24 protein-coding genes are annotated in these 20,491 nt (G+C 62.5%); 14 read left to right on the top strand and 10 right to left on the bottom strand.

Translation table 11 applies throughout. The annotated features are described in order from the left end of the window. The first annotated feature begins 12 nt into the window (after positions 1-12). The 3 genes from ACTJKT_RS06755 (at position 13) to ACTJKT_RS06745 (ending at position 2,952) form a co-directional block, all read left to right on the top strand. The gene (locus ACTJKT_RS06755) at positions 13-1,974 is read left to right on the top strand and encodes an acetyl/propionyl/methylcrotonyl-CoA carboxylase subunit alpha (RefSeq protein WP_440786565.1); all 1,962 of its coding nucleotides are present in this window, start codon (positions 13-15) and stop codon (positions 1,972-1,974) included. Between the two features lie 69 nt (positions 1,975-2,043). Continuing rightward, the gene (locus ACTJKT_RS06750) at positions 2,044-2,586 is read left to right on the top strand and encodes an exonuclease domain-containing protein (RefSeq protein ID WP_440786564.1); all 543 of its coding nucleotides are present in this window, start codon (positions 2,044-2,046) and stop codon (positions 2,584-2,586) included. An 81-nt stretch (positions 2,587-2,667) separates the two neighbouring features. Continuing rightward, positions 2,668-2,952 carry a pyrimidine/purine nucleoside phosphorylase gene (locus ACTJKT_RS06745; RefSeq protein ID WP_007930001.1) on the top strand — a complete coding sequence of 95 codons (285 nt, stop codon included), beginning with the start codon at positions 2,668-2,670 and terminating at the stop codon, positions 2,950-2,952. Positions 2,953-3,038: 86 nt separating this feature from the next. Here ACTJKT_RS06745 and ACTJKT_RS06740 read toward each other — a convergent pair whose 3' ends face one another. Further along, entirely contained in the window at positions 3,039-3,842 is an 804-nt protein-coding gene (locus tag ACTJKT_RS06740; protein ID WP_307948110.1) for an MOSC domain-containing protein, read from the bottom strand. Positions 3,843-3,941: 99 nt separating this feature from the next. Continuing rightward, complete coding sequence (locus tag ACTJKT_RS06735) at positions 3,942-4,877, bottom strand: chemotaxis protein CheV (protein WP_009044919.1); 936 nt, start codon at positions 4,875-4,877, stop codon at positions 3,942-3,944. A 540-nt stretch (positions 4,878-5,417) separates the two neighbouring features. Between ACTJKT_RS06735 and ACTJKT_RS06730 the strand changes: the two genes are divergently transcribed. The 3 genes from ACTJKT_RS06730 (at position 5,418) to ACTJKT_RS06720 (ending at position 7,939) form a co-directional block, all read left to right on the top strand. Next, positions 5,418-5,885: a hypothetical protein gene (locus ACTJKT_RS06730; protein WP_440786563.1), complete on the top strand. Its 468-nt coding sequence runs from the start codon at positions 5,418-5,420 to the stop codon at positions 5,883-5,885. A gap of 504 nt (positions 5,886-6,389) precedes the next feature. After that, a complete protein-coding gene (locus ACTJKT_RS06725) occupies positions 6,390-7,283 on the top strand; it encodes a sensor histidine kinase (protein ID WP_440786599.1) in 894 nt (297 codons plus the stop codon). Beyond that, positions 7,280-7,939, top strand: coding sequence for a response regulator (locus ACTJKT_RS06720; RefSeq protein ID WP_097304534.1), 660 nt, complete (start codon positions 7,280-7,282; stop codon positions 7,937-7,939). The genes ACTJKT_RS06725 and ACTJKT_RS06720 overlap by 4 nt, the downstream gene beginning before the upstream one ends. On the opposite strand, the gene yegS is transcribed toward ACTJKT_RS06720, so the two are convergent. Further along, positions 7,936-8,838 carry a lipid kinase YegS gene (gene yegS, locus ACTJKT_RS06715; protein ID WP_440786562.1) on the bottom strand — a complete coding sequence of 301 codons (903 nt, stop codon included), beginning with the start codon at positions 8,836-8,838 and terminating at the stop codon, positions 7,936-7,938. The two genes, ACTJKT_RS06720 and yegS, sit on opposite strands and share 4 nt — an antisense overlap. A 223-nt stretch (positions 8,839-9,061) precedes the next feature. Between yegS and ACTJKT_RS06710 the strand changes: the two genes are divergently transcribed. Further along, positions 9,062-9,325, top strand: coding sequence for a hypothetical protein (locus ACTJKT_RS06710; RefSeq protein WP_440786561.1), 264 nt, complete (start codon positions 9,062-9,064; stop codon positions 9,323-9,325). Positions 9,326-9,383: 58 nt separating this feature from the next. Here ACTJKT_RS06710 and ACTJKT_RS06705 read toward each other — a convergent pair whose 3' ends face one another. Continuing rightward, positions 9,384-10,571, bottom strand: a complete 1,188-nt coding sequence (locus tag ACTJKT_RS06705; RefSeq protein WP_440786598.1) for a molybdopterin molybdotransferase MoeA — start codon at positions 10,569-10,571, stop codon at positions 9,384-9,386. Positions 10,572-10,593: 22 nt separating this feature from the next. Beyond that, positions 10,594-11,133 carry a molybdenum cofactor biosynthesis protein B gene (moaB, locus tag ACTJKT_RS06700; protein ID WP_440786560.1) on the bottom strand — a complete coding sequence of 180 codons (540 nt, stop codon included), beginning with the start codon at positions 11,131-11,133 and terminating at the stop codon, positions 10,594-10,596. Positions 11,134-11,212: 79 nt separating this feature from the next. Between moaB and mobA the strand changes: the two genes are divergently transcribed. Together mobA and ACTJKT_RS06690 are read left to right on the top strand one after the other, a co-directional pair. Continuing rightward, the gene (gene mobA, locus ACTJKT_RS06695; RefSeq protein ID WP_440786559.1) at positions 11,213-11,815 is read left to right on the top strand and encodes a molybdenum cofactor guanylyltransferase MobA; all 603 of its coding nucleotides are present in this window, start codon (positions 11,213-11,215) and stop codon (positions 11,813-11,815) included. 77 nt (positions 11,816-11,892) lie between these two features. After that, positions 11,893-12,114: a YgdI/YgdR family lipoprotein gene (locus ACTJKT_RS06690; protein WP_025805455.1), complete on the top strand. Its 222-nt coding sequence runs from the start codon at positions 11,893-11,895 to the stop codon at positions 12,112-12,114. Between the two features lie 81 nt (positions 12,115-12,195). Here ACTJKT_RS06690 and ACTJKT_RS06685 read toward each other — a convergent pair whose 3' ends face one another. The 4 genes from ACTJKT_RS06685 to ACTJKT_RS06670 form a co-directional block, all read right to left on the bottom strand. Beyond that, positions 12,196-13,086, bottom strand: a complete 891-nt coding sequence (locus tag ACTJKT_RS06685; RefSeq protein WP_440786558.1) for a pseudouridine synthase — start codon at positions 13,084-13,086, stop codon at positions 12,196-12,198. Positions 13,087-13,174: 88 nt separating this feature from the next. Then, positions 13,175-13,495: a hypothetical protein gene (locus tag ACTJKT_RS06680; protein ID WP_007923266.1), complete on the bottom strand. Its 321-nt coding sequence runs from the start codon at positions 13,493-13,495 to the stop codon at positions 13,175-13,177. Positions 13,496-13,552: 57 nt separating this feature from the next. Continuing rightward, complete coding sequence (locus ACTJKT_RS06675) at positions 13,553-13,981, bottom strand: S24 family peptidase (RefSeq protein WP_025805458.1); 429 nt, start codon at positions 13,979-13,981, stop codon at positions 13,553-13,555. 112 nt (positions 13,982-14,093) lie between these two features. Next, complete coding sequence (locus tag ACTJKT_RS06670; RefSeq protein ID WP_025805459.1) at positions 14,094-14,330, bottom strand: glutaredoxin family protein; 237 nt, start codon at positions 14,328-14,330, stop codon at positions 14,094-14,096. A 204-nt stretch (positions 14,331-14,534) separates the two neighbouring features. Between ACTJKT_RS06670 and ACTJKT_RS06665 the strand changes: the two genes are divergently transcribed. After that, the gene (locus ACTJKT_RS06665; RefSeq protein WP_440786557.1) at positions 14,535-16,493 is read left to right on the top strand and encodes a monovalent cation:proton antiporter-2 (CPA2) family protein; all 1,959 of its coding nucleotides are present in this window, start codon (positions 14,535-14,537) and stop codon (positions 16,491-16,493) included. 49 nt (positions 16,494-16,542) lie between these two features. Here ACTJKT_RS06665 and ACTJKT_RS06660 read toward each other — a convergent pair whose 3' ends face one another. Then, positions 16,543-17,751, bottom strand: coding sequence for an ammonium transporter (locus ACTJKT_RS06660; RefSeq protein WP_440786556.1), 1,209 nt, complete (start codon positions 17,749-17,751; stop codon positions 16,543-16,545). Between the two features lie 331 nt (positions 17,752-18,082). Here ACTJKT_RS06660 and ACTJKT_RS06655 point away from each other — a divergent pair, with 331 nt between their 5' ends. From ACTJKT_RS06655 to ACTJKT_RS06640, 4 genes are all read left to right on the top strand, one after another. Beyond that, the gene (locus ACTJKT_RS06655; RefSeq protein WP_025805463.1) at positions 18,083-18,397 is read left to right on the top strand and encodes a DUF883 family protein; all 315 of its coding nucleotides are present in this window, start codon (positions 18,083-18,085) and stop codon (positions 18,395-18,397) included. Position 18,398: 1 nt separating this feature from the next. After that, entirely contained in the window at positions 18,399-18,785 is a 387-nt protein-coding gene (locus tag ACTJKT_RS06650) for a phage holin family protein (RefSeq protein WP_063432551.1), read from the top strand. After that, the gene (locus tag ACTJKT_RS06645; RefSeq protein ID WP_053280286.1) at positions 18,782-19,123 is read left to right on the top strand and encodes a hypothetical protein; all 342 of its coding nucleotides are present in this window, start codon (positions 18,782-18,784) and stop codon (positions 19,121-19,123) included. Before ACTJKT_RS06650 ends, ACTJKT_RS06645 begins: the two co-directional genes overlap by 4 nt. A gap of 138 nt (positions 19,124-19,261) precedes the next feature. Further along, a complete protein-coding gene (locus ACTJKT_RS06640) occupies positions 19,262-20,425 on the top strand; it encodes an EAL domain-containing protein (RefSeq protein WP_440786555.1) in 1,164 nt (387 codons plus the stop codon). The last annotated feature ends 66 nt before the right edge of the window (positions 20,426-20,491 follow it).

Below are 20,491 nucleotides of genomic sequence, written 5' to 3'. Positions count from 1 at the left end.
GGAAACCACCCCATGCCCGCCTTCAGCAAAATCCTGATCGCCAACCGTGGCGAAATCGCCTGCCGCATCCAGCGCACCGCCCAAGCCCTGGGTTATCGCACCGTGGCGGTGTTCAGCGATGCCGACGCCGATGCGCTGCATGTGCGGATGGCCGACGAGGCGGTGCGCATCGGCCCGGCGGCGGTCCAGCAGTCTTATCTGAACAGCCAGGCGATCCTCGACGCGGCCCGGCGCACCGGTGCCGATGCGCTGCATCCCGGCTACGGTTTTCTGTCGGAAAACGCCGAGTTCGCCAGCGCCTGCGAGGCCGCCGGCATCACCTTTATCGGCCCCAGCGCCGAGGCCATCGAACTGATGGGCAGCAAGCGTCTGTCCAAGCTGGCGATGCTCGCGGCAGGAGTGCCCTGCATCGCCGGTTATCAGGGCGCGGAACAGGACGATGCGACCCTGCAACAGGAAGCCGAACGCATCGGCTACCCGCTGATGATCAAGGCCAGCGCCGGTGGCGGCGGGCGCGGCATGCGTCTGGTGCAGCGGGCCGATGAGTTGCTGGCCCAGGTGCGCACTGCCCGTTCTGAGGCGCTGCACGCCTTCGGTAGCGACGAGCTGATTCTGGAACAGGCGCTGATCGAGCCGCGGCATGTGGAAATCCAGGTGTTCGGCGACCGCCACGGCCAGTTGATCTACCTCGGCGAGCGCGACTGCTCGATCCAGCGCCGCCATCAGAAAGTCGTCGAGGAAGCGCCCTGCCCGGTGATGACCGCCGAACTGCGCCAGGCCATGGGCGAGGCAGCCCTCAAGGCGGGCCGCGCGGTGAACTATGTCGGCGCCGGCACCGTGGAATTTCTCCTCGATGCGCGGGGGCAGTTCTATTTTCTGGAAATGAACACCCGCCTGCAGGTCGAACACCCGGTCACCGAAATGATCACCGGGCTGGACCTGGTGGCCCTGCAACTGCAGGTGGCGGCCGGTCAACCGCTGCCGCTGCGCCAGGAGCAGGTCGAACTCAAGGGCCATGCCATCGAAGTGCGGCTGTATGCCGAGGACCCGGCGCAGGACTTCCTGCCGCAAACCGGGCAGGTGCGGCGCTGGGAACCGGCGCTGGGCGCCGATGTGCGTATCGATCACGGCCTGCTGGAAGGCCAGGACGTCAGCCCCTTCTATGACCCGATGCTGGGCAAGCTCATCGCCCATGGCACCACCCGCGAAGAGGCGCGCCGCAAGCTGTTGCGCGCGGTCGAGGACACGGTGCTGACGGGCGTGGCGAGCAACCAGAAACTGCTGGCGAACCTGCTGCGCCATCCCGGCTTTGCCAGCGGCGAATTCAGCACCGCCTTTATCGCCGAACATTTCGCCGACGATCCAAGCTTGCGCCCGCAGCCGCCGAGCGGCGCCGAACTGGCCCTGGCCGCGGCACTGTTTTATCGGCACGCGGCCCAGCGCCACGGCGCGGCGTTGGCCGGCTGGCGCAACAACGCCAGCGTGCCGCTGCACTATCGCCTGGGCTCGGGTGAAACTGTCTGGAACCTTGAACTGAATAACCAGCAAGCCGGGACGCTGCAGATTCAACAGGCAGACGAAAGCTTCGAGGTACAACTGCTGAAAGCGGATGGCCGCTGGGCCTGGGCGACCATCAATGGTATCCGCCGCCGCTACGCCTACACCCTGGAAGCCGGGCAGCTCTGGCTGTTTACCCGCCCTGGCAGCCTGCACCTTCAAGACCTCAGCCACGCGCCGGTCGCCAGCCAGGCCGGCGCCCACAGCGGCATGCTCAAGGCGCCCATGGACGGCGCCATAGTCGACGTACTGGTCAGCGAGGGCACGACCGTCAGCAAGGGCCAGCTGCTGCTGGTGCTGGAGGCGATGAAGATGGAGCACCCGCTGAAGGCCGGGATCGATGGCGTGATCAAGCGGCTGCAGGTCAACCTCGGCGACCAGGTGAAAAACCGTCAGGTTCTGCTGGAGGTGGAATAAGCCGCTAGGCGCAGACGTCGGCTTTGGCTACGCTCAAGCCTCATCGGGATGTTGAAGCTGGAGCCTGTGATGCCCCACTGGTTGGTAATTGATCTGGAAGCCACCACGGACGAAGGAGGCTGGCCGGTGACCGACATGGAAATCATCGAGATCGGCGCCACCCTGGTGAACCGCGAAGGGCGCGAACTGGACCATTTCCAGCGCTTCGTGCGCCCGCTGCGGCGGCCGATGCTGACGCCGTTCTGCCGTGAACTGACCCGCATCACCCAGGCCCAGATCGACGGCGCCCAGCCGTTGAGCGAGGTCTGGCCGCTGTTCGAACGCTGGCTGGGCCAGCACCATGGGCGCCTGGAAGGCTGGGCCAGCTGGGGCGACTACGATCGCAAGCAGCTGCTGCAGGAGTGGCAACGCTCGCAACTGCACAGCGCCCTCGCCCAACTGCCGCACATGAACCTCAAGCAACGCTTCGCCAAGGCGCGCCGCCTCGAACGACCGCTGGGCCTGAACGGCGCGCTGCAGCTCGCCGGGCTGCAGTTCACCGGCCAGCAGCATCGCGCCCTGGAAGATGCCCGTAATACGGCGCGTTTATTGCCTCTGATTCTTCCCGGCTGATCCGTCAGCGCAACAGGTGACGCATCTGAAGGCCTTGTGCATACTGGCCGGCCTTTTTGACCCCTTTTTGAGGAATCGCCCATGTTTAAAGTCAACGAGTACTTCGACGGCACCGTCAAGTCGATTGCCTTCGGCACGGCCGAAGGTCCAGCCACCATCGGCGTCATGGCTCCGGGCGAATACGAGTTCGGCACGGCTCAACGGGAAATCATGCACGTGGTTTCCGGTGCCCTGACCGTCAAGCTGCCTGACAGCAACGACTGGGAAACCTTCGCCGCCGGTAGCCAGTTCAACGTCCCGGCCAACAGCAAGTTCCAGCTGAAGGTCGCCGTCGACACCGCCTACCTGTGCGAATACCGCGGCTGATCCCTTCCTCGGGGACTGATTGTCGGTCATAAAAAATGCCCGTATCTCGCGATACGGGCATTTTTCGTTGCAGCTCTGCCGGCTCTTTATTCCAGCACTGTGACCGGCATGCCGACTTCCAGCCGGCCGATGCCATCGTTCACCAGGTTCTGCCCGAACATCGCCCCGCCTTCTTGCGCCCGGTACTGCTGCAGCGTGGCCAGCGGTTCACGGTCGGCGCTGCGCTCGCCGGTCTGCGGATCGATGGTGGTGAGGATGCAACGTGCGCAAGGCTTGACCACCCGAAACTCGATATCGCCGATGCGGATGCGTTTCCAGCCGTCCTCGGCGAATGCTGGGAAGCCTTCGATCACCAGGTTGGGACGAAAGCGCAGCATCTCCAGGGGACGACCGACGCGACTGGACAGGTCTTCCCGAGAAGACTCGCCGATCAGCAACAGCGGAAAACCGTCGGCAAAGGCCACCTGATCGTCATCCTTGCCGTAACCGGCCTGAGTGGTGCGCGCACGGTCCAGGGGCACCTGTACCAGGCGGGTCGGCTTGCCGATGAAGTCGCTCAGCCAGGCATGGGCCTCGTCGCCGGCATCCGGCACGCGCAGGGTATCGCGCCAGATGGTCACGCCACGCAACGGGGCATCCGCGCCAGGCAGTGGCACGTCGAGGGCTGGGTAGCCGGGAGCACTGAGGGTCAGCCCACCCTCGGCATTCCACAGCGCCGAAAGCTGGCTCATGTGCGGGACCGCGCGCTGGGTCAGGAAACGTCCGCTGGGTTCATCGACCAGCATCCAGCGTCGATCTCCCTCCAGCCCCAGCCTGTCCAACGCGACCTGTTGCAGGGACTCGCCCTTGCCGGACTTCAAGGGGTATCGATAAAGCGCGCTGAGACGCATGGCCAGCTCCCGGGTGGCAAAAAAAGCAACCTTATACGAGCCGGCCCGCGAATCAAAGAAGCACCTGCCGTGAAGGCGCCACTCCGGCCACTGCTCCCGTCAGGCGGGAACTTCGTCCAGCATCAGGCGCTGGCGCACCACGTCGACCAGTTTGTCCGGCTGGAACTTGGACAGGAAGTTGTCGCAACCGACCTTCTTCACCATCGACTCGTTGAAGCTGCCGGACAGGGAGGTATGCAGCACCACGTAAAGGCCACGCAGGCGCGGATCGTTGCGGATCTCGGTGGTCAGGCGATAGCCGTCCATTTCCGGCATTTCGGCGTCGGTGAACACCATCAGCAGCTTGTCGGTCATGTCGACCCCGGTATCGGCCCAGGCCTTGAGCATCTTCAGGGCCTTCAGGCCGTCGCTGGCAATGTGCATCTTCACCCCCAACTGGCCCAGGGTGTCGCGCAATTGCGACAGCGCCACGTTGGAGTCGTCCACCAGCAGCACTTCACGGCCACGGGCGCGTTCGAGCACCGGGTCGTCGAGCTTGTCGCGCGAGACCTTGGCGTTGTACGGAACGATTTCGGCCAGGACCTTTTCCACGTCGATGATCTCGACCAGTTGATCGTCGACCTTGCTGATTGCCGTCAGGTAATGCTGGCGCCCGGCACTGGTCGGCGGTGGCAGGATGGCTTCCCAGTTCATGTTGACGATGCGGTCGACGCCCCCCACCAGGAAGGCCTGCACCGAGCGGTTGTACTCGGTGACGATGATGGTGCTGTTGGGGCCCGGCACCAGCGGCCGCATGCCGATCGCCTGGGACAAATCGATGACCGGCAGCGTCTGCCCCCGCAGGTTGACCACACCACAGACGAACGGATGGCGCTGGGGCATCAGCGTCAGCTTCGGCAATTGCAGGACTTCCTGCACCTTGAACACGTTGATCGCGAACAACTGTCGCCCGGCCAGACGGAACATGAGGATTTCCAGGCGATTCTCACCCACCAGTTGCGTGCGTTGATCTACCGTGTCGAGAATGCCGGCCATGTAATGACTCCTGGGCTTGTTCTGATGAATTCACTAACGAGGGTTATCGGCGCAATTCGCCGAATCTTGACCCACGTACAAAATGCCACGCAAAGGCATTGATGTCACATTAACATCATGCTTTACTGGCTTCGCGATTTCACCCGCACAACCTCCCCGCCGCGACCTCTATTTCAGCGCTTGGTTCCCCTTTATAAGGGAATCCCCTATCGGCAATCAGGACCAACCTGATATTCGCAATATCCAATAGCCATTAATGTGACGCCATTCTCATTGCATGAATGGAGTCAGGCTTTTGTTTGTGATCGCAGGAAGATGGGCTGGTGCCCTTTCGAGCCCCCCCGCCTCCGCTGTCCAAGCGTGGCCGATAGACCCTGCCCGACGGTCTGCCACCTGCCGACTAAACATCAGCACTGCGCCTTCGTCCATTAAGAACCAATCAGAATCGTCTTATATCCCACGGCATAACCGGCGTAATACCTTACAGCCGCTCACAAAACGGACCATTCCATCATCTGACGTGGCGTCGTGGAGACAAGCATGCTGATCGACGATAAAGAGTGGCACCAGTCGCCAGACTTTCTGCTTGAGGCAGAAACACTATTGGCCAAGTCGGTTGAGTGCCTGAACCATCTCAACCTGATCAGGAACGATCAGGACGCCATCGATTGCATGCTGTCCACTCTGCTCAAACTTGCCGAGAAAACCGACGCGCTGGCGCTGCGCAGCACCACCGAGTTCTCGCGTCAGGTCCATGCGTTGCTGGATCATTCCCACCCTCATCCGGACATGAACGAGCAGATCCTCGACACCCTCGGGGAGTGCTTCAGCCTGATGGCCTGGCAGCTTGAACTCGTCGATCCGGTGACCGGGCAGTTGAACCTCGATGGCAACGAACAGGCCACCCTCATCGAATCCCTCGCCGTGCAAATCGACCCTCTGCCCGCGTCCCTGTCCTGCCAACAAAATTCGTTTAACGTTTTTTCGATCGCCAAGAGAAACGCATAAGCCTGTCGTTAATCCCTAACTTCAGCTGTTAGATATGTTGTGACATTGACCAGCATCATGTCGTTATTCAATATTTCATGCCTGTTAACGACAGAACCAACTAGCACAACTAAATAAAACCAATCCAGAGACTTCAAGTGTCCTGAATTTCGCCTGGCCGTTCGCTCAAGGCGAGATACAGTCACTGTTTCAGGGTGGCCAGCTAAAACAAGCGAATCGGAACATACGTCCCAAAAGCTAATATTCCTGACCCGCAGGACATATATGGAGGCGCGACCAACGGTAGCTAAAGCTGGTACTATGCCAACCACTAGACGATGTACTTAATGGCACTGTGACTTCAGATTGATCTTGTTACACGCCAGATCAGTGCAAGGCTTGCTCCCAACGAATAGATCGCGTTAATTGAAGCCGCATACTCAAACAATACCGTTTTCCAAACCGGGGCTCGTCAGTTGCCTTGACCGGTCTCCCCGCAGCGAACATTCATTGGCTCCATCCGCTATGTACGCCAGCCTCAAGTCAACTGCCGCCAGGCTTCTTTCTCGAATAAACCTGCGCTGGCTCAACCTGTTGCTGTGCTCATGCTCGGCACTTGGAAGTCTGGCCGTCTATTGCCTGTCGACGACCTTTCCTCTCAGCCTGCTGATCCTGAATCTGGCGGCCCTGGCCAGTGTCTGGGCCTATTACGGCGATTCGCGCAAATCGATCAAGTTCCAGCCTCAGGAGCTGGCGGACCGCTTGCTGGAAGTCCAGGAAAACGAGCGCCATCGCCTCAGTCGTGAGTTGCATGATGATATTGGTCAGCTGCTGACTGCCGCCAAGTTGCAAAGCGAATGGCTCAAGCGTCGCCTGCCTGAAGATCTGCAACAGCACTGCACGACGCTTCAAAGCACATTGGAAGAAACCCTGGCCAAGGTGCGCGATGTATCGGCCATTCTCAATCCTCGACAATTGGCCAGCCTGGGCCTGGAAGCCAGCCTGCGGGCCCACTTGCTGAAGACTCTGGAAAACACTTCCGTGCACTGGAGCCTGGAATGCAAGCAACGCCTGGCAGGCATCCCCGAGGAAATGGCGGTGGCCGCCTTTCGCATCACCCAGGAAGCCGTCACCAACATGCTGCGTCACGCCCAGGCGGATAACCTGCTGGTGCGCCTGCAACGCCTGCCCGAGGGGCTTTCGCTGTTTATCAGCGACGATGGCCGTGGCTTTTCCCCGGCGGCCAATCCTGGCGCACAAGGACAACGCGGCATGGCAGGCATGGCGGAAAGGATCGCGCAACTGGGCGGCACCCTGAAGGTTTCCAGCCAGCCCGACCAGGGCACACAAATCGAAGCACTCTTCCCCTGGGCGCCTCGCGCACTCGAACGGGCCAGTACGAATAAGGTTTTACATTGACCTGCAACTTACTTCTGGTGGATGACCACTCGCTCATCAGGGCTGGCGTGCGTGCCCTGGTCATGGACATTCCTGGCTATGCCGTGATCGGCGAAGCCAACGATGGCGCACAAGTATTGGAAATGGTCGAAAGGCTGTCGCCAGACATTATCCTGCTGGATATTTCCATGAAGGATGTCGGCGGCCTTGAAGCCCTGAAGAAGCTCAAGGTGGTGCATCCGCAGAGCAAGGTGCTGATTCTCTCGATGCACACCGATCCGGCGCTGATCATGCAGGCCCTGGAGTCCGGGGCTCATGGTTATCTGCTCAAGGACACCACCGCCAACGAACTCGAACACGCGCTCGAGGCCTTGCGCAACAACGAGCGTTATCTCAGCCCGGCCATTGCCCATACGGTGATCAACCAGGCACTGATCCGCGTGCAGAAGCCCCATCCAGAACCCGTTGAAACCCATAACCTGACCGCACGCCAGCTGGAGATCCTGCGCCTGATCGTTCGCGGCAAATCGACCCGCGAAATCGCTCACGGGCTGGGCCTGAGCATCAAGACCGTGGAAACCCACCGCTCGCAGATCATGAAACGCCTGCAGATCTATGACGTGGCTGGCCTGGTCCTGTTCGCCGTCCGCGAACAAATCATCAGCCTCGACGATTAAGGCGCCGAAGCCCCCAACAGCGGGGAGTCTTCCGGCAAATGCACCCGCAATGCCCCTGGGAGCGCGCGAAAACGCAGGTTTTCGCCTTGCAGGGGTTCACCGTCGAGATTGATGTCCAGTCCCTCGGACACCTTGATTTCCACCCAGGGCAGGCGCGTGCGCACAAACAGGTTGTCGATCCCCCAGCCGCCGGCCAGCAGGTCCTTCAAGGTGCCTACCAGTTCCTGAGGGGCCGGCAGGATACTGATATCCAGCAACCCATCATCGGCCATCGCCTCAGGGCACAGCAGATGACCGCCACCGGCCTGGCGCCCGTTGCCGATCCCCAGGGCCAGCAGGTCGCCGCGCCAATGGAAATCCGGCCCCTGCAGCTCACCGTAGGCCGCATGCAGTTCGTTGAAGCGGGACAAGCCGGTGAACAGATAGGCGGCGCCGCCCAGAATCTTTTTCAGGTCCTCAGAGGTATTGGCCGTCACCTGGCTGCCGAACCCACCCGTGGCCATATTGAGAAATACCTGGCCACCGACCTCGCCGAGATCGATCGTCCGTGCCGGCAGGTCGAGCAGGTTCAGTGCCTCATGGGCCGGCAACGGCACGCCGGCCGCCCGCGCGAAATCATTGGCCGTCCCCAGCGGCAGCAACACCAGACTGGCATCCTTGGCCTGCGCCGCCATGGCCTCGGCGATATCCCGCAAGGTGCCGTCACCGCCTCCCGCAATCAGACGCGTATAACCGACAGCGAGGGCTTCATCCACCAGGCGCTGGGCATCGCCCGCTTCCCAGGTCAGGCGGACCGCCAGCTCCCAACCCTCTTCACGCTTGCGCTCGACAGCGGTGCGGACTTCTTCGTTGAGGGCCTGCTTGCCGTGCAATATCAGCATCGCCTTGCGTTCGCTCATCGCTCATCACTCCTGTCATTCGAGGGCCAATGAAGGATGTTGACCCTCGGTCCATGAGAAAAAGTCCGACAGGGATGTAATCAAGTCATCCCCATCAGGCCTCTGCTCACTGACCGGTAACTTTTCTGACCGCAGATTGAGAATCACCTGAATTGACCCGAAACAGGCAATCGGAGAATGTTCATGGCAGGCGAACGACGCCTCAAACAGGGAAGCGAAACACATGGATGACAAGAAATGCTTTGAACGCTCGAACTCCGCGCTCAACCGGCTGGAAGGGGGCATCCTGCTCGGCACAGGCAAACACTCGGAACTGAGTGTCCATCAGGTGCATAGCCGAGAGCGCGAGCATAAGCCCGATAGCAAGCTTCAAGCCTTGCTCAAGAAACTCGCCTGGGTATTGGCCTATGCCGGGTTTCTATCGGCACTGCTGTCCTGGGGCCTGAACAGCCGTTTTGGCTTGCTGATCCTTCTACTGCTGCGTTGACAGGCAGGGCTCTGGAGGATGGACCCGGCCCTGCCGACCAGGTCCGCCTCCCCTGGAGTCAGCCCAGGACTTCACTCAATGGAATGAAGTTGACCCAATCGCCCTCAACCAGCGTTCGCTCTTCCAGCACTTCGACCAGACCCTCGGCCCAGGCGGCACTGCGCAAGACCCCGGAACTCTGGTTCCGATAGATGACTGCCCTGCCCTGCTCCAGGCGTCCACGCAGATACTCTCGTCGGTTCCCCGGCTTCGGCCAGGCAAATCCAGCCGGAACCTGGAACTGCAGGGGTTGCAGCTCCTTCACTCCCTGGCGCCGCAAAATATAGGGGCGGGCCAGCAAGGCAAAGGTCACCAGCGTCGAGGCCGGATTACCGGGCAGGCCGATTACCGGCACGCCGCGGAAATGCCCGAAGGTCAAGGGTTTGCCCGGCTTGATCGCCAGCTTCCAGAGGGCCAGTTCGCCCTCCTCTCTTAAGGCGATGCCCAGGAAATCCGCCTCGCCCACTGATACGCCGCCGGTGGACAGGATCAGATCCACATCCGCCAGCTCGGCCAGGCGACGCCGGGTCGTGGGCAGATCGTCTGGCAGGATTCCGCCGTCGACCACCTCGCAGCCCAGACGCTGCAACCAACTGCACAGCAGGACACGGTTGCTGTTGTAGATCTGCCCGGGACCGAGCGCCTGCCCGGGCTCTACCAGTTCGTCACCGGTGGAGAGCACGGCGACCCGCACTCGACGCACCACATCCAGCTCCGCGCAGCCCAGGGAAGCAGCCAGCCCCAGCTCGATCGGCCCCAGCTGCGTTCCGGCCGCCAGCACACACTCGCCGACCGTGGTTTCCTGGCCTTGCGGACGAATGTTCTGCCCGGCGCCGAGAGGCTCGGTAAAAGCCACCCGCCCATCGTCCTGGACCTGGGCGTTCTCCTGCATTTCCACGCAGTCGGCTCCCGCCGGGACCGGCGCACCGGTGAAGATGCGTGCGCAGGTACCAGGCGCCAAAGGCTCGGGGGCCTGACCGGCGAAGATGCGCTGGCTGACGGCAAGCGGCTCGCCGCTCCAGTCCGAGGCACGCAAGGCGTAACCGTCCATGGCGCTATTGGGCCAGGGCGGAAGGTCCAGGGTGGAAACCAGATCGTCGGCCAATACCCGGCCTTGAGCCGCCGCCAGCGGCAACCGCTCGCGCTCGAGAATGGGAGTAGCCTCGGCCATCTCCAGCAAACGGGCCAACGCGACCTCGACCGGCATCAAGGCACCGATCTTGCCCGGCTTACCCACGGGATTCACAAGGCGCGCCCTGTTTCAGGTGCGTGACGAAATTGCACGGCCGATGCCGCGAATCCAGCTGCTCGGCGAGAATGCCGTCCCAACCGGTACGCACCGCGTTGGTCGAGCCCGGCAGGCAGCACACCAGCGTGCCGTTGGCCAGGCCGGCCAGGGCTCGGGACTGCACGGTGGAAGTGCCGATGTCGGCCACCGAGATCTGGCGGAACAACTCGCCAAATCCGTCGACCTGTTTGTCGAGCAGGCAAGACACGGCTTCCGGGGTGCTGTCACGGCCGGTGAAACCGGTGCCGCCGGTGATCAGCACCACCTGGACCAGGTCGTCGGCGATCCAGGTCGCCACTTGTGCGCGAATCTTGTAGAGATCGTCCTTGAGCAGGACGCGCGCGGCCAGGTTATGGCCGGCAGCGCCCAGACGATCGACGAAGACCTGGCCGGATGTATCGGTCTCCAGGGTCCGGGTATCACTGACAGTCAGCACCGCGATATTCAGGGGTGCAAAAGGTACATCAGCCTTGGCTTTCATAGGCTCGATCCAGTTGTAGGAGAAACAGCCCGGTGTTATATCACAGCGCTCTCTTTGACCGCCCCTGTGGAGACGTGCCATGACCCTGCGCGCAGATTTGCCACCCTGCTCCATTCTGCTCCTGGCCGGTGGGCGCGGCCAACGCATGGGCGGAAGGGACAAGGGGCTGATCGAGTGGCAGGGCCGGCCATTGATCGCCCACCTGCATCGACTGACCCGCGGCCTGAGCGATGACTTGATCATTTCCTGTAACCGCAATCGGCAGCAGTACGCGCCTTTTGCCGATCAACTGGTGCAGGACGAAAGCAATGATTTCCCGGGGCCGCTGGCAGGGATTCGTGCCGGCTTGGCCGTCGCCCGGCATGCCCAGTTGCTGGTGTTGCCCTGCGACGTACCGCGCATCGATGCGCACCTGATCGACGCCATGCGACAAAGCGCCGCCCGACACCCGGACAAACCACTGATGCTGCGCCATGGCGAGCACTGGGAACCCTTGCTGTGTATCATTCCGCGCGCCCTGCTCGGCACCTTCGACGGCGCCTGGCAGGATGGTGAACGCAGCCCCGGACGCATCATGCGCGGGCTGGATGCTCAGGCCCTGCAATGTCCGGCAAACGATCCACGATTGGCTAATCTGAATACACCAGAGCTGTTAAGCCAGCAGCGCGGCGTGTCAGAATGACCTTAACTCAAGGAACTTGCAGGCGTTGTATACGTCTCAAGCACAGCAACTAAAAGTATTCATCTCGGAGACACATAATGATTCAGCGGACTCTCGCCACTCTCATGCTTGCACTGGGCCTTGCCACTCTCGCCGGTTGCGCATCGCCTACTGTGATCACCCTGAATGACGGTCGCGAAATCCAGGCCGTCGATACGCCGAAATACGATCAGGACTCCGGCTTCTACGAGTTCGAACAACTGGACGGCAAACAAACCCGCATCAACAAAGATCAGGTTCGTACCGTAAAAGAGCTGTAATCCATACCCTTACAGCCTGAATGCATAAAGCCCGCTTTCGCGGGCTTTATCGTTTCTGGATGCAGCAAGCTGTTGCCGGGATTACCACTGCAAGCTGATCCGGCTCTCGAACTCGCGCTCCTCCCCGGTCAGCGGGTCGGTAAAACGCAGCCCCTGGGCCAGCAGCTTGAGCGGCTTGGCGTAATCGTCTTCCACGTCCTTGAGCGCGTCGGGATAGAACGGGTCGTTGCAGATCGCCGCCCCCAGCGCACTCATGTGCACCCGCAACTGGTGCTTTTTGCCGGTCACCGGATACAGCCCATAACGCCAGAGGTCACCGTTCTTTTCCCGGACCTCCAGCGCCGTTTCCGTATTAGGGGTGCCAGGCCCTTCCTGCATGCGGAAAAACGGCTCGCCATCGACCAGGCGACTTTTATGCACCCGCGGGAACTCGAGACCGGGCAAGGCCGGAGCGATGGCCTCGTAGCGCTTGTCGATCCTGCGCGTCGGAAACAGCGACTGATAGGCCGAGCGGCTTTGCGGATTGGCCGAAAACAACACCAGGCCCGCCGTATGCCGATCGATGCGATGCAGAGGCACCAGGTGGGGATTGTCCAGGCTGCGGATCAGGCGGCGCAGCAAGGTTTGCTCGACATATTCCCCCGCCGGTGTGACCGGCAGGAAATGCGGCTTGTCCGCCACCACCAGGTGCTCATCGACATAGAGGATCGACTCCTGCACCGGGATGACCTTTTCGTCGGGCACTTCGCGGAAATAATGAATGCGCAGGCCTTCGCGGTACGCCAGGTCGCCACTGATCGGCAAGCCTTGTTCATCGAGCACCCGGCCACGGGCGATCCGGCTCAGCCACTGTTCGCGGCTGATGGTGCTGAAATGATCACACAGGCAGTCCAGTACGGTTGGCCATGACCCGGGGGGCAGGAACAGGGTGCTGGCCTGATGCTGTGCGGCGGAAAAAGGTACGGAGGACATACAAAAGCTCGAGCGGACAATGCAGAGCGGCATTATCCAACATGGGCCCCGGGGAACCTAGGAGAGTTTCCCCCTTAGGGACCAGCGACTAGGCGCGGGCCACGCCGGCTTGCGCGGCGGCATCGGTGAACTCCTTCAGCCAGCGCAGCACATCGACCGCTTCCCAGCGGGCCGGGTCATAGAGTGCATACAACAACCCCTGATACCCCACCACGTCCAGTTGCCGGTGATAACCCGCACGCTGGAACAGGGCTTCGATTTCGGCAAAGCAGGTATTGAAATGCAGCTTGTTGAACGGCGTCTTGCCTTCCGTGACCAGACCGTCCAGGCGCAGTTCGAGTACCGCTTCGCGCACCACATCGGCGGACATGCGGTTCACACTGCTCTTCAATTGTTCGACATTGACCATCATCAGTCCTTCTACCCTCTCATTTCATCCACTGAGCACACGCCCCGCACATCGGTATCAGCCACGGCCGACGTAACTGACCACCCACAACACCACGCCCCAGATTTGCGCCGAGTCCCGATCGTCCAGGGGGATAGGCGCAATCGAAGGTCGCGCCGCCTTGAGCAGCAGCCCGCCCTTGGGGTCGGGAGCCAGCAGGCGCACGCCATAGGCTTCTTCGCCATCGAGATGGGCCACCACGTACTGATCCACCGCCGGGGCCGCCGAACGATCGACGATCAGCCGATCGCCGGGATAGATACCGAAGCCCAGCAGGCTGTCGTCATCCACCAGCACCGCACGGATCTGCGGTGCTCCGAGACCCACGGTGCGATCCAGCGAAAAACCGCCTTCGAACTTGAGCCCGGCAGCAAACCCGTCGTGCCCTGCATGCTCGGGCGACAGGTGTTGCAAACGCTCGGCGCGGGCGAGGATTGTGAGAGACATGGCGAACCATCCCGATAACTGTACGCATATACAGTAACCGAATAATCGGGATCCCGCCAAGGGATTGCAGCGAAGGCGACAAACGGAAAGTGTCGCGCCAGCGACAGCCGGCTCAGCGCAGGAAGGCCACCACCTGCTCGGCATCGAACGGCCAGCCCAGCTCGGCGCCGCTGTCCACCCGGCGCAGGACCGGGATACGCAGGCCATACGCCTCGAACAGGGTTTCGTCTTCCGCGATATCCACCAGCTCGACCAACAGCCCATGCTCCACCAGCGGCATCAACTCCGCCTCGGCGAGTTCGCACAGGTGGCAACCCAGGGTGCCGAACAGCTGACATTCAGGAGGCATGGCATACAGACCGAAAAGAGACAGGCGCTTATTCTAGGCCCGCGATAAAAAGCCGTCGACCGATGAACACCGCAGCGTGCGCTCATCGTCGGGCATTCTGCCAAACAGCTGATGCAGGTCAGCGTCGCCAACTTGCGGTTGAGCGACCCTCGCGGCTTTTTTTGCCTCTACGCTCTGTATTCCACCCCGCCGCCGGAGATGCCTGTGTTTGCCAATCTGTTGATCATCCTTGCTTCATCCCTGGTGGTGATCGCCCTGTTCCGGCACCTGCGCCTGCCGCCCGTGCTGGGCTACCTGTGCGTGGGCCTGCTGGTGGGGCCGACCGCCTTCGGCTGGGTCAACGACAACGAAAACCTGCCTGACCTGGCGGAGCTGGGGGTGGTGTTCCTGCTGTTTTCCCTGGGGCTGGAGTTTTCCGTATCGAAAATGCTGGCCCTGCGCCGGGTGGTCTTCGGCCTGGGCAGCCTGCAAGTGCTGTGCAGTGGCGCCGTCCTCGGCGGCCTGCTGATCCTCGCGGGCGGGCCGCTGATCCCGGCCCTACTGCTCGGCGCGGGCCTGGCGCTGTCCTCCACCGCCATCGTCAGCAAGGAGCTGGGCAGCCTTGGGGAAATCTTCAGCAGCCACGGGCAGAATGCGATTGGCGTGCTGCTGTTCCAGGACGTGGTGGCGGTGCTGTTGCTGACCCTGGTGCCGGTATTCGCCGGCAATACCGAACAGGCCTGGTACTGGGCCCTGCCCCTGACCCTGGGCAAGACCGCCCTGCTGTTCACCGGCCTGGCGCTGGCCAGCCGCTGGCTGCTGCCACGGCTGTTCCATGAGGTGGCCGCCTCCCATTCCGCCGAGCTGTTCGTGCTGCTGGCCCTGGTCATCGTCCTGTTGACCGCCTGGCTGACCCACCTGCTCGGCCTGTCCCCCGCCCTCGGTGCATTCCTCGCCGGCATGCTGCTGGGGGAAAGCCGTTACCGGCACCAGATCGAGGCCGATATCCGGCCGTTCCGCGACATTCTGCTGGGGCTGTTTTTCGTCAGTATCGGCATGCTCATCGACCTGCAATTGTTCGCCAGCCATGCCCTGTTGATCCTCGGCCTGACCCTGGCCCTGATACTGATCAAGGGCGCCGTGGTGGCGCTGTTGCTCAAGCTGCGCGGCAGCGACGGCGAGACGGCCTGGCGCAGTGGCCTGGCCCTGGCCCAGGGAGGCGAGTTCTGTTTTGCGCTGATGGCGCAGATGCAGCAAAGCCAGTTGATGCCGGCCGAGCTGAGTGGCCTGCTGCTGGCCGCGACCTTCTGCTCGATGCTGCTGACCCCCTTGCTGCTACGCGCCGCCCCGGGGATTGCCGCGCGCCTGCACCGCAAGCCGAACCAGGAGGCCCAGCTGGAAGAAATCAGCGCCCTCAACGCTGCATTGCAGGGCCATGTGGTGATCTGTGGCTATGGCCGTGTCGGCCAGTCGATCGGCCGCTTCCTGCGCCGCGAACAGCAGCGTTTCATTGCCCTGGACGACGACCCGGTGCGGGTCCAGGAAGCCGCGGCCGGCGAAAGCTGCGTGCATTACGGCGACTCCCGCCGCGCCGAGCTGCTGGCGGCGGTCGGCCTCGAACGCGCGCGGCTGCTGGTGATTGCCGTGGACAAGACCGATATCGCCCTGACCGTGCTGAACAGCGCACGCCGGATCAACAGCGAAGTGCCGATCCTGGTGCGCACCCGGGATGACAGCCAACTGGCCGAACTGAAAGCCGCCGGCGCCAGCGAAGTGGTGCCGGAGCTGCTGGAGTCGAGCCTGATGCTGGCATCCCATGCGCTGGTGATGCTCGGGCTGCCGGAGCACCAGGTACAGGCCAAGGTCGATGAAGTCCGCCACAACCGCTATCGCCTGCTGCATGGTTTCTACCATGGCGCGCAGACCGACCTGCTGGACAATCGTGGCCAGCCGCGGGTGCTGATGCATGCGGTCAATCTCGGCAGCGCGGCCCATGCCTGCGACCTGGCCCTGGGCGAGCTGGCGCTGGAGCAGTTGGGCGTCGATGTGCAAGGCGTGCAGCGCGATGGCCACGACCTGGAACTGGCCGCCAGCACCCTGCTGCAAGCCGGCGATACGGTGTTGATGTCCGGCCCGCTGGCGGCCATCGAAGCGTCGGAAGCGCGCCTGCTCGGCGGCCAATGATCAGCGGCAAACGGCCCTGGCCAGGGACTCCGGCCAGGGCCGCACGGCCTCAGTCCTGGCTGACCGCGCCGATCTTGTGCAGCGACAGGTCGGCGCCGTAATACTCCTGCTCCTGGGTCAGGCGCAGACCGCAGAGCACCTTGATCGCGCCATACACCAGGAAGCCGCCGACCAGCGCCACCAGCACACCCAGGCCGGTACCGATCAACTGGCTGATCAGGCTGACACCGCCCAGGCCGCCCAGGGCGCTCTGGCCGAAGATGCCGCAGGCGATACCGCCCCACACGCCGCACAAACCGTGCAGTGGCCAGACACCCAGCACATCGTCGATCTTCCAGCGCGTCTGGGTGGCGATAAAGCACCAGACGAACAACGCGCCGGCGATCGCCCCGGTAATCAGCGCGCCCACCGGGTGCATCAGGTCGGAGCCGGCGCAGATCGCCACCAGCCCGGCCAGCGGGCCGTTGTGCAGGAAGCCCGGGTCGTTGCGCCCGACGACCAGCGCCGCCACCGTGCCGCCGACCATGGCCATCAGCGAATTCACCGCCACCAGGCCGCTGACCGCTTGCAGGGTCTGCGCGCTCATCACGTTGAAGCCGAACCAGCCGACAATCAGGATCCACGAGCCCAAGGCCAGGAATGGAATGCTCGACGGCGCGAACGCCACCAGCTTGCCGTCGCGGTAGCGGCCGTTGCGCGGCCCGAGCAACAGCACCGCGGCCAGCGCCAGCCAGCCGCCCATGGCATGCACCACCACGGAACCGGCGAAGTCATGGAAACCCGCGCCGAAGTGCTCCTGCAGCCAGGCTTGCAGGCCGTAGTTGCCGTTCCACACCAGGCCTTCGAAGAAGGGATAGATAAAGGCCACGATCAGCGCCGTGGCGCAGAGCTGCGGAACGAACCGAGCACGCTCGGCGATGCCGCCAGAAATGATCGCCGGGATGGCCGCGGCGAACGTCAGCAGGAAGAAGAACTTCACCAGCCCGTAGCCGTGATCGGCACTGATCACCGCCGCCGGCTGCAGGAAGCTGACGCCGTAGGAGATCCAATAGCCTATAAAGAAATAGGCCAGGGTCGAGACCGCGAAGTCGCTGAGGATCTTCGACAAGGCGTTGACCTGGTTTTTCTGGCGCACCGTGCCCACCTCGAGAAAGGCGAAGCCGGCATGCATGGCCAGGACCATGACCGCGCCGATGAGGATAAACAGGGTATTGGAGCCATGGACCAGAGTGTCCACAGCGCTTTGCAGATTTTCCATGGAATGGGCAGACCTGATATTCAGGAAAAAGCCGCGAGCCGCTCGAAAGTTTTTTGCACCAACTTGGCACCCAGGGTCCTGTCGACCCACGGATTACGACCCATTTTGGCGCGACGCTTTTTCGAGAGGGGTGTATCGCTCGGGGTGTTTCCATAAGTGTTGATTTTTTAGGGTAAGGTTTTAGCTGCCAGGCACCGCATCCTGCGCGCTTTCGGCGCAACCACCCGTGTTTACGCACCAGGACAAAGCAAAAGCTGTACCAGACAATTGCACTGAACCTTCGCGCAAGGCTCATACTCGAACCCTTCAGAACGCCACTACGGAGATAACCATGGCCAGCAAAACCACCAAGACAGCTCAAGAAACACTGATGGCGGACTTTCAGGCACTGGTCAGTGACACGGAACGTCTGCTGGAACACACCGCCACCCTGGCTGGCGACCAGGCGGACGAATTGCGCACGCAGATTCACGACAGCCTGTTGCGCGCCCGCGAGACCCTGCAACTGACCGAACAATCGCTGCGCGAACGCGGCCAGGCAGCGGTCACCGCCACCGAAGACTATGTGCAGAGCAACCCCTGGCAAGCAGTGGGCATCGCGGCGGGTGTGGGCTTTCTGATCGGCCTGCTGGCGACCCGGCGCTGATATGGCTATCGATGAATCCGGCTCCACAGCGGGTCAAGGCTCCTCAACGCGGCGCCTGGGCGCGGCTTTCCTGGGCTTGTTGCACAGCCACGTCGAACTGTTCGGCATCGAGTTGCAGGAACAGAAGGCCAGGACCGTCAGCCTGCTGCTGTTCGCCGGGCTGGCCCTGGTGTTCGCCCTGCTGCTGTTGATAGGCCTGTCGGCGCTGGTGCTGATCCTGTTCTGGGACACCTATCGCCTGCCCGCCATCATCGGGCTGTGCGTCTTCTATACGCTGGCTGCGCTGTTCTGCGCCATGCGCCTGAAGGCGGCGATTTTCGACGAGTCCTCGCCCTTCCATGCCACCCTTGAAGAGCTGGCCAACGACAGGGAGCGCCTGCTGCCATGAGCCTGCCCGACATCCCGCAAACCAATTCCCGGCGCGAGATGCGCAAGGCGCTGATCCGCCTGCGCATGGAAATGCATCGCCAGGAAATCCGCCACGAATCCCAGCAGTTGCTGCAACCCTTGCAGCGGGTCCGTGGCCTTGGCCAAAGCTGGCAACAGGGCTTCGGCATCAAGCACGCGCCGTTGTGGGGCGTGGCCGCCGTGACCCTGTTGGGTTTTCTCACCGGCAAAGGCGCCAAGAGCGGCAGCGTCAGAAGCTTCGCCCGGCTGGTGCGGCTCAGCGCCGGCCTGTTGCCGCTGATCAAACTGATCATGCAAGGTTCTTCGAGCAAGCATTGAGCCGGCGCTATCTGGCTGCATTCTTGCAATCACTCCCGCAATAGCTGCGCCCCCGACCTCTCTCGCAAGAGGTCGGGTTGCGCCTGCCTGTTGCATCGGCGCAGCGCCAAAATCAACAAGATCAACCAAGGAGGCCCCGTGATCGACGGGCAACCGCTTGCCTGCTTTCAACCCTTCATCGACACCGCCACTGGCCGCATTGCCGGTGTCGAAGCCCTGGGCCGCCTGCGTCAACCGAACGGTCAGCTGTTGTCGGTCGGCCCATTGTTCAACGATCCCCGGACCTCCTCGACCGCCCTGCGGCGGCTCGACCGGCTGATTCGCGCCGACGCCCTGAGCCGTCTGCATGAAGCGCCCCCGGATTGGTTCCTGAGCATCAATATCTCGCCCCGCTGGATCAGCCGCCTGCGCGCCGGCCAGCCCTTGCCGAGCCTCAGGCAATTGCAGCAACAGGGTGTCGATCCGCGGCGTGTGGTCTTCGAAATCACCGAGCTGGGCGGCAACAGCCAACGCCTGAGCGAAGTGGTGGCGCGCTACCGCGAAGCCGGCGCGCGGATCGCCATCGACGACTTCGGCGCCGGCTACTCCCAGCTCGACCGGGTGCTGGCCCTGCAACCGGACATTCTCAAGCTCGACATGCGCCTGTTCCAGGCCGCGGCCCGCGGCGGACCCAGCAGCGATGTGGTCAAGGCCCTGGCGCAGATGGCCGAGAAAACCGGCTGCTGGATCATCGCCGAGGGGGTCGAGAGCGAAACCGAACTCAACTTCGCCCTGGAGTGCGGCTCGCGGTATGTCCAGGGGTTCCTGTTTGCCCGGGCCGAGCTGGCGTTCTTCGCCAGCGATGCTTTCGTCGCGCCTTTTGCCCGGCTGCGCCAACGTTATGTACAGCAGAAACTGGCCGAGCGCGGACGCCTGATGCAGATGCGCCAGCAACTCGCGGAGCTGATGACCCTGCTGCAGGAATGGGCCCAGGCTCGGGCCCCGATCGAGCGGCTGCCCCAGCTGGATGCCTTTCCCTGGCTGCTGCGCTTCTATCAATGCGATCGCCACGGCACCCAGCTGACACCGAACCTGGAATGGCGCCACAACCGCTGGCAGGCCGACCACAGCTACGTCGGCCACAACTGGTCATGGCGTCCGTACTTCTATCACCTGCTGGCCGAAGGCTGGGACGAGCGGCGGCTGACCCTGTCCAACACCTACCGCGATGCCACCAGCAACCAGTACTGCCTCACCGCCGGGCAGTTCTTCGACAATGGCCAGCGCCTGCTGCTGATCGATATCGATGCCGCGGGGCTTTAGTTCCACTTGCAGGCTTTGGCGCGAACCGGGAAGCTAGCTCATCAGTCATTCGACGGAGAGACCCCG

The organism is Pseudomonas sp. 22526, assembly GCF_052044735.1.
GTDB classification, from domain to species: domain Bacteria; phylum Pseudomonadota; class Gammaproteobacteria; order Pseudomonadales; family Pseudomonadaceae; genus Aquipseudomonas; species Aquipseudomonas piscium.
This window is presented reverse-complemented; position numbering and strand designations above follow the sequence as displayed.